Raw genomic sequence first — 14,602 nt, forward strand, 5'->3', positions numbered from 1 at the left:
TAATAAAGCGTCCAGAATCTTCACGATCAAATCAAGGGACACGGCTCCACCTCCTTTCGGAGCAGCTTCGCCGTGTCTTCCCACCGATTACATTTGTCCTAAATTTGAGTATAGCAGAACGTTGTGAACGAATATAGATAAACTTACCAGCCAAATGAATAAGAAAGAAGTTCATGCTATTAACATATTTCTACTTCAACCAGCGTACATTGAGACGTAGCACAGCGAATAAGAGAGCGGCAAAAACCGCAGGATAGCAGACAACGATCCTGTGAATTTTTCGCGGCTTCTTATTAGAATGCGAAAGAAATGGGTATATTCATTGTAGACTGACCCGTGGTTCATTCATTTTTGTTAAACCAAGGAGGAAACACAATGTCACGTAACAATCCGTACAAATGGTTAAACGCGATTGGGTTTATCGCTGTAATCGTAGTGAACTACCTTTCCAACGCACTGCCGATCGGAGGCAGGACCAACAAGGAAGTTTCGGATATGTACCCTGTATTGCTCACCCCTTCAGGCTATGCTTTCTCCATATGGGGACTGATCTATCTGCTGCTCGCTGGCTTTGTCATCTATCAATTCGTGCCCTCTTCGTGGAAAAGGGACTCTATTACCCGCCTCGGTTACTGGTTCCTGGCAAGCTGTGCCTTTAATGTAGCGTGGATCTTTGCTTTTCAAAATCTCAAAATCGGTCTCGCCTTAGTCGTCATCGTTCTGCTTCTGCTGTCCCTGATTATGCTATATGTAAAAACGCGTGCAATCACCCTTCCCACAACAGCCGAAATCTGGCTCGTGAAACTGCCGTTCAGCATATATCTTGGATGGGTTAGCGTGGCAACCATTATCAATGCGGCTGTATTATTATATAAAATCGGCTGGGATGGCTTCGGACTCAGCGAACCTACCTGGACCATCATCATGCTAATTGTCGGCCTGGTGCTGGCTGTACTGGTGAGCTTTCCTTACCGGGATAGCGTATACCCACTTGTCTTTACATGGGCATACATTGCCATCGCTCTCAAACAAAAAGACGTCACCTCCGTGTATTATACGGCAATTATCATCGCGATCGTACTGGCCATTTATGCGGTATGGCTGTTCTTCGCCCGTAATCAGGATCGGGATTAATCCGGATCTGTTTATATAAATTCAAAAAGCCGATTTCGGTTATCTGACCCGAAATCGGCTTCTGATGTATCTTTTCTTATTTGGCGGATATCAGTATCCCTATTTAAGGGCAATAACTTCAATTTCCACAAGTGCATCCTTCGGCAAACGAGCAACTTCAACCGCGCTGCGTGCTGGATAAGGCTGTTCGAAGAACGTGCTGTACACTTCGTTTACCGGAACAAAATCATTCATGTCTTTCAGGAAAACAGTCGTTTTCACAACTTTGTCCATACTCGTGCCCGCTGCTTCAAGAATGGCCTTCACATTGCTCAGGGACAAACGAGTCTGCTCCTGTACATCGGCTCCAAATTCTCCTGTTTGCGGGTTCAGGCCAAGCTGACCGGATGTATAGATGAAATCGCCTGCTTCAACAGCCTGACTGTATGGACCAATAGCGCCTGGCGCCTGATCGGTAGAGATTGGTTTTTTCATGGACGAGTTCTCCTTCATGTTCGCTGTCCTGCCGCCGCGAGGAGACAAGCCTCGAACTCATTTTGAAGCTTATTATACCACGATCCCGCCCAGGCAAGAAACGTCTATCCTTAGCTCTCATTCCGATATGGGCAGACGATGAATATCTCAGGACTCATCCAAACCAAGCACATGAATAACATCATTGGAATAGACGTGATTTCCATTGGTTTGAACATGTGCAATGTTCATCATGGCCCGAGCTATGGTCGAGGCCTGGATTGCCCGGTATTTATCCACTCTGCCTTTCATCCAGCGATCCAAAAACGTCATGGCATGAGCTGCAAACTGCTCAACCAGCCGTTTTTCTTTGCGATCTCCGAGGATTAACGACGGACGGAAAATATGCAGTGAACGGAAACCGATAGCCGATAACGCCTCTTCCATCTCTCCCTTGGTTCGACTATAAAATACCCGTGACCCGGCATCGGCTCCCATGGAAGAGATGACGAGCATCTGGGATACACCTTGCTCCTTGGCAAGTTTGGCAGCTCTAACGGGGTAGTGAAAATCCACTTGGCGGAAGTTTTCCTGACTGCCCGCTTTTTTAATCGTTGTACCCAAGCAACAATATAAGTCATCAATATCACGAAATAAATCTTTTTGCTCCTCAAGCTGTTCCCAGTCCACGACATGCTGCTCCAGCTTTGAATGCTCCAATTCGAGCGGGCGTCTGACCAATACACGAATCCGGCCATAAGCCGGATTCTGAAGCAAGCTGCGTACCAGTAGTCCACCCACAAGCCCGGTGGCTCCAATCACAAGAGCTTGCCGTTCGTGATTCTCCAAGTACATCCCTCCACATATCTCTATTTCAGAAGCACACGACGTCCAAGTGTAAACGCAAGAACCAGCATCGCTGCACCAACACCCACTTGGAATCCATAGACGGATACCCAATTCATCGCATCCGGCCAGGTTTCCATTCTCTCATATAACCAGCCACCAATCAGTGGTCCAAGAAACGAGGTCACTCCGGTCAGAGCCGAATACACGGCAACAAACATCGGTCTTTCGCTTTTGGGTGTATCTCCGATTGTGAAGTTAAAAGCAAGCTGGTTGAATCCACCCACACCAATACCGAGAAAAATGTGAGATAAAAAAAGCGCTATCAAAACAGGCATAAACGACATCAATCCCCACGACAGACAGGAGAGAGCGATGATCGGTAATGTCCAAAACAATAAGGTTTTGTTGCTGAATCTCGCATTCAGATTGCCCCAAACATAGAATCCGGCCATCATGACGAGCGTCTGCACTACGGTAATTATCGATACCGTCTGATAATTAATGTTAAGCAGGTCAAGCATCACATAGGAAAATAGCGGAACGATCAACGTCTGGATCAGTAACCAGGCCGCGAGGAACAGTGTAGCCCTCAGAAAGGAAGGATCCTGAAAGGGCTTTTTAAACATCCCCCAAAAAACCTTTTCAGTTGAACGTTCAAACGGTACATCGGGATAAAAGCAATAAATAACCGTATTGGCTATGGCGCAGATCCACACCGGAATGAACAGGATTAAGAAGCCCATCTCCCCGGGAAAACGGTCCAGAACGATGCCTCCCGCAAATAAGCATACGCTTCCAAGTGCATTCAGAATCGTATTTCGAATTCCGAAATAACGCCCTCTCACCTTGGCAGGAACGATATCTCCAATTAAAGAGGTCCAGATCATACCGCCAATTGTATTGGCTATAAATGCAACCGTATACACACCAATATAAATGCCTACCCACCACTCCTTGGGAAACAGGAATGGGATGAGTCCCGTCGAACTCCACAGGATGCGATGCATCCCCACAAACAATACAAGCATGCGTTTGCGGCTGCGAATGCGCTGCATCCAGTAAGCTGCTCCAATCTGGGCGATATTGACAAACGTCGTAATGGCGAGCACAAAGCCAATATGTCTTGACCCGGCCCCAAGGTACAGCAGAAAACCGGTTAAAAATGGGCCTCCCAGCAATGTCTGCAAAATAATTGCCGGTACACCCTCCCATGTTGCGATGGATAAATTCTTGCGTTGTGTCGAACCCTTGCGCCGTGGTTTGCCTGCAAACGGAGGAGGGTTAACGTTGACCGTCTTCTGTATGGGGATACACTCCTTAGACCGGGTTTTAAGTGCCGGTCGATGCTAGTTGTCACCCCAAATTCTACTCACAGCGTGAGGGTTGTCAACTCATTTTTTCACGGTTCAACGGGAGGTAGAGATAGAAGGTACTTCCCTTGCCCTCAGCGCTTTCAAGTTCGATTGATCCGTCCAGCAGTCTTGCCAAATCCCGACTGATGGACAGGCCGAGTCCTGTTCCCCCAAATTTGCGGCTAATGGACCCATCAGCCTGTTGAAATGCTTCAAAAATGGATTGATGTTTATCTTTAGCAATACCAATTCCCGTATCTTGTACCGAGAAAACAAGCCATTGACTTAGAATACCTGACTTCTTCATTTGCTTGGTGCTTACGGTCAGTGTAACCTTTCCCTGATGCGTAAACTTGATGGCATTGGAGATGAGATTACGCAAAATCTGCTGGACCCGTTGGGGATCAGACCAGAGGGTCTCTGGCAGCCCCGGCTTCTTGTCCAGCTGCAGCTGGACTCCCTTTTTCTCGGCAACCAACTGGAAGTGACTCATGGCATCTTCCGTGAGTTGTGCAACACTGATATCCTCCAAGACGATATCCAGTCTGCCCGCTTCCACTTTGGACAGATCGAGAATGTCATTGATTAACGTTAGCAATTCCTGACCTGACTGTTCAATCATTGTGGCAAAACGTATGGTATCCTCTTGCTCCAGCGTATCACCGTTCTCGCTGATCATCTGGGCAAAGTTAATAACACTGTTCAGCGGTGTTCGCAGTTCATGCGACATATTCGCCAAAAATTCCGATTTGTATTGCGAAGCAATCATTAACTGCTTGGCACGGTCTTCCAGGACGATTTGAGCTTTCTGCAATTCTTCCTTTTGTACAGACAATAAACGATTGGTGCTCTGAATGAGCAAAATCCGATTCTGTTCATTCTGGAAATCCCGCAAAATAAAAGCAAAAATAAGACTAAGCATAATACCTGCTGGAAGGGTATACGGCATAATATGCGAGAAAAAATATGTAGCCGGGATAACGCCGACGATAGCAATGTTCACACTGTTGACTACATTTACAATCAAGATGACGATGACACCTTTAACAATTAGCCTGTAGTTACTGCGTCTCATCCATATATTCAGTCCTGCACACAGCACCCCCAGAATTGACATGTTGATCAGCGCAGCCACCGTAGCATCATTGATACCGAAAGTTAATCGGGTCAACCCAATCCCAACACCAACAATAATAACGCTATAGGGTTGTCTATACGTCAAAACGGCAACAATTAAAGGAACAAAACGAAGATCGAAGATCACTTCATCATTAAGCTGAAATCCAAATACTGTGCTAATCCAGCCTGCAAGAACAAGCACAAACAACGAACTGATCTGTTTTACTCGTGATGAGGCTCGTATTATGATGTATTTATAGAACACACTAGCAAGGTAAGCAATGGTAATGAGCATCCCCATATTTAATACGAACATTTTTGAAAATTGCATTCACTCACTCCTGTTGTCGTGTATTCATTGACAAAAAACCTTTAGTCCGTATGCATCTCTATCATATCATGCCCATTCAACCTTCGACATTCCTTCGCCGTCAAAAAAATGCACAAAAATACACAAATCAGGATTCAATTTGTGCGCCGAAAGTAGTAGAATATATTGTTGTTCGATTTTATTTGCTGTGATCCAGTTCCTTGCGAACCTGGATGAAAGGAGAAACGGTGTTGTGCACGTGTTAAAAAGTAAATCCTACTGGCTGTCGTTAAGCTTGATGCTTTCCTTGGCTGTCTTGGGGATGCTCTACGATATTCTGAATAGTCCGGAACGCGGTTTCTCTGTGCTTAATTCCCCGTTGGACCGGATTATCCCTTATGTACCTTCCATGTCCATACCTTATCTGGGTTGGTATCCATTTGTCTTCGGCGTGCTGGCTTATTTATGTGCCAAGGATCGGCTCACTTATTATCGCGTCCTGTTATCTATGAACATCTGTGTCTGGATCTGTTACCTGATCTATTTTAATTTTCAGACCATGGTGCCGCGTCCCGAGTTAACAGGTACGGGTCTCGGTGCATCTCTTCTTGGATGGCTCTACGGCCAGGACCGTCCATATAATTGTTTTCCAAGTATTCATGCCCTTCATTCTTATCTGGTGATGCGCGCTGTTCTCTCCGTTCAGAGCATTAGCAAACAGGTTAAAGTGTTGGTTGCTGCCGGAGCAGCACTGATTATATTATCCACCTTAATGATCAAACAACATGTAATCTATGACGCTCTGGGTGCGGTCGTACTAGGCGAATGCATTTTCACAATTATCACTGGGCTTTCGCTGTATCGTCGTCGCCGAAAAGAATCGAAGTGGACAGAGGGGATCAGCTGACCCCTCTCTCCGACGATTTCTGGAGATGCTGTTGCCTTCTCCATTCATCAATAAACAAGCTTGCAAAATAGGGATCCCACTGGGTCCCTTTTCCTTCTTCCAAAATAGATAGCGCTTTCTCATGGCTCATCCCATTCCGATATGGACGATCAGACGTCATGGCATCAAAAGCATCAGCCACGGCAATGATACGGCCAAACAGCGGAATTTCTTGGCCTGCTATGCCATCAGGATACCCTTTGCCATCATATCTTTCGTGATGAGATCTTACCCCCGGCAAAAAATCTGCCATCGCATCAATCGGTTCAATCTGTAACAAAATACTCTCTCCAAGAACAGGATGTGTGCGAATGATGGCGAATTCCTCATCAGTGAGTTTCCCATCTTTCAATAACACTTCGTCGGGTATGCCGATTTTCCCAATATCATGCAGCAGCGCTGATTTGTATAACAGATCTGCTTGTTCTTCATTCATGCCACTCAGCTTGCCAATCATAATGGAATACTCTGCCACACGCATGGAATGACCAGCTGTATATTTGTCCCGTGCGTCCAATGCAGCTGCCAGGGTGGAAAAATAACTTTGCAGCAACTGCCGATTGCGCTCCTGTCTCATCTCAAGCCGGTTAATCATCATATTGAATCCGGAGATGAGCGCAGAAAATTCATCTGCGTACAGATCAGGGGTTCTTCTGCCCAAGTCTCCCTCTTGAATTCGGTTCATCTCCTCCGTTAGCTCTGCAACCGGACCGCGAACATCCCGAATGAGCAGCCAGCTTCCCACAAGGGCGAAGCCCCCGCCCAGCACAACGATAAGAATGGCCCACAGAATATACTCTTTCGCAAACTCGCTATCCATATACTGAAGACGGATCGATGTAGCCAGGAAGAACAGAAATAATGGAAATAAACCAATCAGCGCCGTACTCAGCTGAAATTTACGCTGAATGGACACCAGGACACGTCCTCCGAGAGATGGCTCCATGCCATGCTGTTCTTTGCCTCTGCGGCGAACTTCCAGCAGCAGTGGTCTCACGGTTCGAACCGTCAGAAAATATTCAATCAGGGCATGCATCACGGCGATCAATAAGGCACACGCAGCTGCAACGGCGACATACCCATACGGAAATTCCAGCCATCCTGTAGAAATCATCCATATTGTCAATCCCGCAGCAGGCAGGGAAAACCCAAGCATATGCGGACCCAAAATACGATAAATCGTTTGTCCCGGAAAACGGTGAATGCTCTCATACATCTTTGTCAATTCGGCCTTTTCATGATGCTCTTTGGCAAAAAAATGCCGAATGGGGCCAAGTTGTGCCCATAGGGTAATTAGTTCAGCAACAAGCATGAACAATAGTGAAATCAACACAATGTTAATGAGGCGTACAAATTGAATATTCGGTATTTGTAAGGTAGACACCATAACCACTGTACCTACCACAAAAACAGCCGCCACTGAACCGATAAAATAATTTCGCATCAGACGAAAGATAAATGAACGGTATACTTCCACCCCAACCCCTCACTCTCTAGGTGTAACCCGGCCTCCCCATTGATGATGACAGAAGGAGATTATGGGTACTGCCTCCTATTTGTTATCGGTTAATCGGACTAAAAAAATTAATTCATTCAACCGACGGGAAACCTCCATCCTGGAATTAACTATGAATCGTTCATCTACTTATATCTACGCGTACAACCATGCAAAAAAGACCGTCTCCCGTAGGAAACAGCCTGATATGGCAAAACATTTCTTATCCTTTAATCTTGGCAGCCAGAATCATTGTACCACGCGGCTCATCACCCATCGCATCCGGTTCAAGTGTGATCGCGACCGTGTCGTAGTCGTTAGCAGAGTCTAACGTATAGTATACCGCTCCCGTTCCATTATGACTCATGAAGGTCCCCGCATTCTGAGGCTTATCTCCCTTGATCAGCCACACTTGGAACGCCTCGTTTCCTTCTAGCGTAGGCAGGTTCTCCGCCTGTACAACCAGGTGAGTGCCTTTGCTGTCAATGACGATGGTAGCCAGACCTTGGGCCACAATGTCCTGTGTCGCAGGACTAAGCTTGACGGCTTCGCCTGTCTGCATTCCCTGTGCAGGCAGCAGGGATGAAGCAAGCTGCTCTTGCAGCTTGGCATTCTGTGCCTGCGCCTGAGCAAGCTGCTCTTGCGCCGCCGATGAGCCCGCAGCTTGCTGCTTCAGCGAATCGACCTGGCCTTGCAGCTGCCCGGCGTAGATGCCAAGCACGAGCGCCGCTGCCGCGAGGGCTGCGCTCGCTATGCGCCAGGCGCGGCTGCTGCGCGCACGCGCGCGCCCTTGAGGCTGCCACGGCTGTGCCTGTGCAGCCTCTTCTGCCCGGGCTGCAGGCACCGCCGTCTCCGGCGGCAAGCCTTGCCCGGGCTGCGCCGCTTGATGCTGCGGCGCAAGATCCGCCTGAAGCACCACGGGTGCTTCAGGCTCCGCAGGAGCAGCCGCCGGCTTCGCTTCGGCGCTCTCCTGCGCGTGTCCGAGCACGTTGCCCAGCACACGTGCTCGCATGCCAGGCGGCGGTGCAACAGGTTCCGCCGCGAGTGGCAGGAAGCCTGTTACTTCCTGCAATTCCCTCACCTCCTGGCGACAAGTCTCACATTGGGCCAAATGCGCTTCAAATGCTGCCACTTCCTCCGCTTCGAGTCCTCCCAACACATACACCGGTGCCAGATCAGACCATTCCTCATGTCGTTCTATCATGGATGTATGCCCTCCCTTCCCGCGTCCGGATGCATTTCAGCATCGGCGAGCAGCTTCTGGAGCTGCCGCATCGCAAGCCTGACACGGCTCTTTACCGTACCCAGCGGAATCCCGAATCTGCTGGATACCTCCTGTTGCGTTAAGCCTGCATAATAGATCGATTCAATGACCTGTTGCTGGTCACCATTCAACTGGGACAGGGCTTCCTTGATTCGGACACCTTCCCATTTGCGCTCTATTCCTTCTTCTGTATTTGTATGTTCATCGGCATAGGCCGCCAGTGTTTCGTTCTCCACTGAGGTTGTAGCTGCGTTTTTGGATTTTCGCCTCAGCATGTCCACTGCAATGTTGCGCGTTATGGCGAACATCCACGTGGTCAGCTTCCCCTGTGAGGCCTCATATCGTTCAGCATTGTTCCAAACCCGCAGGAATAATTCCTGGACAGTCTCTTCTGCTGTCATTGGATCACCAACGATCCGATAAGCAAAAGAATACACCGCCCGCTCGTAGCGGTCATATAAAAGCTCCAGTGCGGAAGCATCTCGTTCCGCAATCTGCCGCATCAACCTGCTGTCCTCTATTGATTCAGTCATGCGAGGGCCCCTTTCCGTGTCATCCCTCTTATTATAACCTACGCAGAATCATTTGAAGAGGATTACCTTATTGAAGAAAAAATTTGAAATGTTTTCGCAATTGTTTTCAAAAAAAGCTTCAACCTTCCTTTTTATTGCAAAAAATTACAGCCTGTGGTATACTCTAAGAGTTGGTATTTAAACAACCTCATATGATTTTCTGTCTTCTTTAAACCCCGGAATATTTTCTTCATGCTGCGACCGCAGCGAATATGCACATTAACCTATGAAGATTGAAGAACCTGAATCACAATAACCCGGTAGTACAGAGTTTCACAAGATGTTCCCATTCACACTGGCGCGGTCATCGGAGCCGCAAGGACAAAAGAGAGGTAGGGCTTTTGTTGTTTTGGATGTCACTTATTCTTGAGAAGATTGAAAACATACACAAAGCACCCGGAATTGGGTTCCGGGTGTTTTTCCATGTCCACTTTTAATAAAAAAGTATTCAGACAGCCAAAAGGCACCGATACAATCTCGGTGCCTTTCAACGGAGTTGTATGGATCAACTCCCTGTTACAGTTGCAGTTACACGATTTAGATAAACATCGTTTTGGAGATAATAACCAGCAGGATGAACAGTACGAGAATCGTACCCATGGATCCCCAGCTTCCTCCGCCATGCCCATAGGCAGTTCCACAACCATGGTGATAACCGTGCAGCACTGGCGCGTGATTGGGATGATGAGCGTATCCGTAGCCATAGCCCGCTGGCATTGTTCCATATCCATAACCGTACCCATGCATTTCATGACCTGTGTATCCATGCATGTGCTCATACCCTCCCACGTATCCGTATACGTGTCCCTGTCCGTTCGGTGAATTCGGTTTTACTTCGCTCATTGTTCATTCCTCCTTAACATTTGCCTACACCCCTAAGCTATGTATTATGCCTACCTCTGGACCGGGCTATGGCCCTACTTTGATAAAATAGGCATTTTCACTATCCTTTAGGCTTGTCCTCAAACCAAAAAAACCCCACCGGTTAACCGGCGGAGTTCAACAAATTATACCCAGAAAGATTTAGTGATAATGACAAGGAGAATGAACAGAACCAAGATTGCACCAGTCGATGTCCAGCCGCCGTATCCATATCCTACGCCTCCAACTTCGCTCATGGGGAACCCTCCTTTACTAAAGTATTAGGGTCCGTATAGTCTAATTAGATCAGGAATGCTTTAGAGATGATGACCAACAGGATGAAGAGTACCAAAATGGCACCAGTCGATGTCCATGCTCCGCCAACACCGTAACCTACTCCTCCAACTACTCCACTCATTGAAAACCCTCCTTTGATTTGAGGTACAGTTCACTATATGCAAAAGTCACACGCTAGACCGGGCTCTGGTTAAATTTGGGCAGATCACTATGAAGGAAAACAATATGCCTTTTCGCTGTACCCAGTAAATGCAAAAAAACTGCAAGCCTCAGACAGAGACTTGCAGTACATTGTATAAGACTTTCCCCTTACGCTGCTGAATCCCGTCAGTTCGGCCGTGTCTGACGGGATGCCAGTTTCTCCTGAACAGATTGCAGCTTCTGTACACTGGAGGCATCCGGTTTGTCACGACGATCGTCGATCTTGACGGATGTGGAGACGCGCTGAGCTCCTGATAGAAACGGAGCTTCATGCAGAGCCGCAATTGCTGTAAATACTTCATTGAGCGGGCCTTCGATAATGGTACTCATGGAGGTCAACTGATATGTAATGCCCCGCTGGTTTTCCAATACTTTCTGCATATCCGCCACATAACTGCTTAAGCTGGTCGTCCCGGTGCCAATTGGAATTACGGTCACCTCTGCTATTGCCATTTCGCTCCGCCTCCCTTGGGCCCGGCAAGTTCCCGGTGCCGCTCCTTTTTAGTCGATTTTTGCCTGTTTTTATTTTACCAGCTGAAGGAGATACAATTCAAACTGACGTGATGACGTCATCGGATTTGACCAAAAATTTTTTTTGATAAATCTTCAAATCTTCCAGTCCTTTTCCTTTGCGGAATCTCGGCTTAAATGGTATACTCGGAATTACGTTTCACGGTGTTGACCCTGTTTACAAACACTATATGTTGGGTTACAGTAATAGAACAGTAACAAAATGTAGTAAAATTGAATTACCCCACTTCTATTAGTCATCTTCTGAAATCTCGCGAAAAACAGGATGAAATCACCTCCAAAGGCACGTCCCTGTAGGTGTAAATCGCTTTCTCGAAACAGACTTGACTCGGAGGTTAACGGGGCTATTTGGACTGCACCGGTATCCTCTAGTTACAGGCGTGTCTGCTATAGACAAAAGATTACATAAGCACCCTTTTCTGTCTTTTTTAATTCTTTAAAGACAGTAAGGAACTCAGGGCATCCATGGGCATTTTCAGCCAATAGGCAAAGGGAATGCTTTTTATGTGACCATGTTCTGCGTGCGCTCCTATGTGCAAGATAAGTCAAGACTCGCGATCACCGCCGTTCAGTCCGCAATATGCAGCTTATATCTTTATCTCACCGTAAGAAGACACTCAATTCTTTATATAAAGAATTTCTCCAATTTATCTCTTAAACATGCGAAAGCGAGGAATATTCATGCCACAAGTTGTGACCAAGCCGAACAACCGCCAGCTTGCCTTTGATGATATGCGCATCTCGGTATATGCAGATCGTATTCTGGAAGGACTGGACATGCTCGACAAGGAGCGTCTGGTACGCGGAGTAAACAGCAAGCTCCGTCGTGACGAAGTTACCGGAGACGAGATCAGCAACGCTTTTATGATGAGCGCTCTGGAACTAGTAACGAAGGAAGAGCCTAACTGGAAATTTGCAGCGGCACGCTCCCTGCTCACTTCCCTTTACAAGAAAGCGGCAACCAACCGCAGATACAAATCTTACCCGGAAGAGCCTTACGGCGCTTTCCACCCGCTTCTTGTGGATCTTGTGAAGAAAGGCATCTACCGCGAAGAACTGCTGGAATGTTACACCAAAGAGCAGATCGACGAACTTGCTGAATGCATCGACTACCGCAACGATCTGTTGTTCGACTATATCGGCTTGCTCACACTGGCAGAACGTTACCTTGCACACGATTTTGACGGAAAAGTGATGGAATTGCCTCAAGAGCGTTATATGGTTATCGCGATGTACCTGATGCATCAGGAGCCTGCTGAGAGACGTATGGATCTCGTTAAGGAAGCTTACTGGGCAATGAGCAACATGTACATGACGGCAGCTACACCTACGATGTCCAATGCGGGCAAAAAGGTGGCTGGACAACTCTCCAGCTGTTTCATTGATACCGTGGATGATTCCCTTGAGGGCATTTTCGACTCCAACACAGATGTAGCACGTCTCAGCAAAATGGGCGGCGGCATCGGCGTTTACCTCGGTAAAGTCAGAGCTCGCGGTTCGGACATCCGGGGTCACAAAAACACAAGCTCTGGCGTAATCCCTTGGATTCGCCAACTAAATAACACTGCGGTCAGCGTAGATCAGCTCGGAACACGTAAAGGTGCGATCGCCGTTTATCTGGATGTTTTCCACAAAGACATTCTGGCCTTCCTCGACCTGAAGCTGAACAATGGTGACGAGCGGATGCGTGCACATGACGTATTCCACGGCATCTGCCTGCCTGACCTGTTCATGGAACGAGTAGCCAGCCGCGGGGAATGGAGCCTGTTCTGTCCGCATGAAACGAAAAAAGTGATGGGCTGGAAAGATGAGAACGGTCGTCCACTCGGACTGGAAGATTTCTACGATGAGTCCGTAGGCGAAGGCGCGTTCCGTGAGAAATATGAAGAAGCGGTCAACCACCCGCTGCTGTCCCGGATCACGGTTCAGGCGATTGACATCATGAAACGTGTTATGAAATCCCAACTGGAAACGGGTACGCCTTACATGTTCTACCGGGATACCGTTAACCGTTTAAACCCGAACAGTGCACACGGCATGGTGTACTCTTCCAACCTTTGTACCGAAATCATGCAGAACCAATCTGCAACTGTCGTTGAAAAGGAAGAGCTCGTAACCAAAGATGGACAAACCCGCATCGTGATTTCCAAAGTGCCGGGCGACTTCGTAGTCTGCAATCTGAACTCCATTCACTTGGCACGTGCCGTGCCTCATGATGTACTGGAGCGTCTGGTACCGATTCAGGTTCGTATGCTGGACAACGTTATTGACATCAACAACATTGAAGTGCTGCAAGCCCAATATACCAACAGTCAATACCGTGCGGTTGGTTTGGGAACATTCGGACTCCATCACTTGCTTGCTCTTGAAGGCATTCGTTGGGAATCAGAAGAAGCAGTCACTTATAACGATAATCTGTATGAAAAAATTAACTATCTGCTCGTGAAAGCCAGCATGGAGCTGTCCAAGGAAAAAGGACATTATCCGAAATTCCAAGGTTCCGATTGGCAAACGGGTAAATACTTCGACCAACGGGATTACACGACAGGTGAGCGCGTAGGCGAATTCGTTACAACTGAACAATGGAAAGAACTGCAAGCCCAAGTACAGCAAAACGGTGTACGTAATGCCTGGTTGTTCGCCATTGCACCAAATGGCTCAACGTCCATCATTGCCGGTTCAACAGCCAGCATTGATCCGCTTTACGAACTGTTGTCCTATGAAGAGAAAACGACATACAAGATTGCCAACCCGGCACCTGACCTGTCCGAAAAAACGATCTGGTATTACAAAACAGCGTTCATGGTGGATCAACATGCTTCCATCAATATGGCCGCTGCCCGTCAGCGCCACGTCGATCAGGGACAAAGTTTCAACTTGTATGTTCGTCCAGATATCAAAGCAACGGAATTCCTGGAACTGCATCTGCACGCCTGGAGAGCCGGCATTAAATCAACCTATTATGTCCGCAGTCGGGCATTGACTATTGAAGAATGCGATTCTTGCGCAAGCTAAGTTTTATCGTAATGCTGAAAGCTCACTAGATCTACGATGACTACCAGGGCATCCTGTTTTGAATGCAAAATGGCGTTGCCCTGGTACTTTTTTGCCCAAAACACGATCACAACATCATGAGATGTTGATATAGATGCCACATTACAGCCCCTAATATATAAGTTGAAATAATATTACACGATAACGGAGAGGACAGAAAAAAT

At 47.4% G+C, this 14,602-nt stretch carries 13 protein-coding genes and 1 pseudogene; 3 read left to right on the forward strand and 11 right to left on the reverse strand.

The genetic code is table 11. From position 1 onward, the window contains the following. The first annotated feature begins 375 nt into the window (after window positions 1–375). Window positions 376–1,134, forward strand: a complete 759-nt coding sequence (locus tag BMW94_RS14385; protein WP_063567998.1) for a tryptophan-rich sensory protein — start codon at window positions 376–378, stop codon at window positions 1,132–1,134. Between the two features lie 99 nt (window positions 1,135–1,233). On the opposite strand, the gene BMW94_RS14390 is transcribed toward BMW94_RS14385, so the two are convergent. From BMW94_RS14390 to BMW94_RS14405, 4 genes are all read right to left on the reverse strand, one after another. Then, window positions 1,234–1,608: a RidA family protein gene (locus BMW94_RS14390; protein ID WP_024632179.1), complete on the reverse strand. Its 375-nt coding sequence runs from the start codon at window positions 1,606–1,608 to the stop codon at window positions 1,234–1,236. Between the two features lie 147 nt (window positions 1,609–1,755). Then, entirely contained in the window at window positions 1,756–2,436 is a 681-nt protein-coding gene (locus BMW94_RS14395; protein ID WP_254790239.1) for an oxidoreductase, read from the reverse strand. Between the two features lie 20 nt (window positions 2,437–2,456). Beyond that, window positions 2,457–3,614 carry an MFS transporter gene (locus BMW94_RS14400; protein ID WP_254790245.1) on the reverse strand — a complete coding sequence of 386 codons (1,158 nt, stop codon included), beginning with the start codon at window positions 3,612–3,614 and terminating at the stop codon, window positions 2,457–2,459. A gap of 208 nt (window positions 3,615–3,822) precedes the next feature. After that, window positions 3,823–5,238, reverse strand: coding sequence for an ATP-binding protein (locus BMW94_RS14405; protein ID WP_090999351.1), 1,416 nt, complete (start codon window positions 5,236–5,238; stop codon window positions 3,823–3,825). A 232-nt stretch (window positions 5,239–5,470) separates the two neighbouring features. On the opposite strand from BMW94_RS14405, the gene BMW94_RS14410 reads away from it, so the two are divergent. Beyond that, the gene (locus tag BMW94_RS14410; RefSeq protein ID WP_090999353.1) at window positions 5,471–6,124 is read left to right on the forward strand and encodes a phosphatase PAP2 family protein; all 654 of its coding nucleotides are present in this window, start codon (window positions 5,471–5,473) and stop codon (window positions 6,122–6,124) included. Here the strand turns inward: BMW94_RS14410 and BMW94_RS14415 are convergent. From BMW94_RS14415 to BMW94_RS14435, 7 genes and pseudogenes are all read right to left on the reverse strand, one after another. Beyond that, on the reverse strand, window positions 6,117–7,640 hold the full coding sequence (locus tag BMW94_RS14415) for an HD domain-containing phosphohydrolase (RefSeq protein ID WP_090999355.1): 1,524 nt from the start codon (window positions 7,638–7,640) through the stop codon (window positions 6,117–6,119). The genes BMW94_RS14410 and BMW94_RS14415 overlap by 8 nt on opposite strands. Before the next feature lie 241 nt (window positions 7,641–7,881). Further along, on the reverse strand, window positions 7,882–8,862 hold the full coding sequence (locus BMW94_RS14420; RefSeq protein WP_090999357.1) for an anti-sigma factor: 981 nt from the start codon (window positions 8,860–8,862) through the stop codon (window positions 7,882–7,884). Beyond that, window positions 8,859–9,455, reverse strand: a complete 597-nt coding sequence (locus BMW94_RS14425) for an RNA polymerase sigma factor (protein ID WP_090999359.1) — start codon at window positions 9,453–9,455, stop codon at window positions 8,859–8,861. The genes BMW94_RS14420 and BMW94_RS14425 overlap by 4 nt, the downstream gene beginning before the upstream one ends. A 576-nt stretch (window positions 9,456–10,031) precedes the next feature. Beyond that, window positions 10,032–10,121 (reverse strand): annotated as a pseudogene (locus BMW94_RS30940) (sporulation protein YjcZ); the annotation flags it as partial. Window positions 10,122–10,501: 380 nt separating this feature from the next. Next, entirely contained in the window at window positions 10,502–10,612 is a 111-nt protein-coding gene (locus BMW94_RS30745; protein WP_208642742.1) for a YjcZ family sporulation protein, read from the reverse strand. A 44-nt stretch (window positions 10,613–10,656) separates the two neighbouring features. Beyond that, window positions 10,657–10,773, reverse strand: coding sequence for a YjcZ family sporulation protein (locus BMW94_RS30750; protein WP_208642743.1), 117 nt, complete (start codon window positions 10,771–10,773; stop codon window positions 10,657–10,659). A gap of 206 nt (window positions 10,774–10,979) precedes the next feature. Next, window positions 10,980–11,306 (reverse strand): MTH1187 family thiamine-binding protein, encoded by a 327-nt coding sequence (locus BMW94_RS14435; RefSeq protein WP_090810241.1) that lies wholly within the window; start codon window positions 11,304–11,306, stop codon window positions 10,980–10,982. 759 nt (window positions 11,307–12,065) lie between these two features. Here BMW94_RS14435 and BMW94_RS14440 point away from each other — a divergent pair. Next, window positions 12,066–14,399, forward strand: coding sequence for a ribonucleoside-diphosphate reductase subunit alpha (locus tag BMW94_RS14440; RefSeq protein WP_090999363.1), 2,334 nt, complete (start codon window positions 12,066–12,068; stop codon window positions 14,397–14,399). Window positions 14,400–14,602: the final 203 nt, after the last annotated feature.

The organism is Paenibacillus sp. OK003 (genome assembly GCF_900109515.1).
GTDB classification, from domain to species: domain Bacteria; phylum Bacillota; class Bacilli; order Paenibacillales; family Paenibacillaceae; genus Paenibacillus; species Paenibacillus marchantiae.

Coding starts and splice junctions, on each gene's coding strand:
- BMW94_RS14385 (WP_063567998.1), top strand. CDS start 376: ATGTCACGTAACAATCCGTACAAATGGTTAAACGCGATTGGGTTTATC.
- BMW94_RS14390 (WP_024632179.1), bottom strand. CDS start 1,608: ATGAAAAAACCAATCTCTACCGATCAGGCGCCAGGCGCTATTGGTCCA.
- BMW94_RS14405 (WP_090999351.1), bottom strand. CDS start 5,238: ATGCAATTTTCAAAAATGTTCGTATTAAATATGGGGATGCTCATTACC.
- BMW94_RS14420 (WP_090999357.1), bottom strand. CDS start 8,862: ATGATAGAACGACATGAGGAATGGTCTGATCTGGCACCGGTGTATGTG.
- BMW94_RS14425 (WP_090999359.1), bottom strand. CDS start 9,455: ATGACTGAATCAATAGAGGACAGCAGGTTGATGCGGCAGATTGCGGAA.
- BMW94_RS30745 (WP_208642742.1), bottom strand. CDS start 10,612: ATGAGCGAAGTTGGAGGCGTAGGATATGGATACGGCGGCTGGACATCG.
- BMW94_RS30750 (WP_208642743.1), bottom strand. CDS start 10,773: ATGAGTGGAGTAGTTGGAGGAGTAGGTTACGGTGTTGGCGGAGCATGG.
- BMW94_RS14435 (WP_090810241.1), bottom strand. CDS start 11,306: ATGGCAATAGCAGAGGTGACCGTAATTCCAATTGGCACCGGGACGACC.
- BMW94_RS14440 (WP_090999363.1), top strand. CDS start 12,066: ATGCCACAAGTTGTGACCAAGCCGAACAACCGCCAGCTTGCCTTTGAT.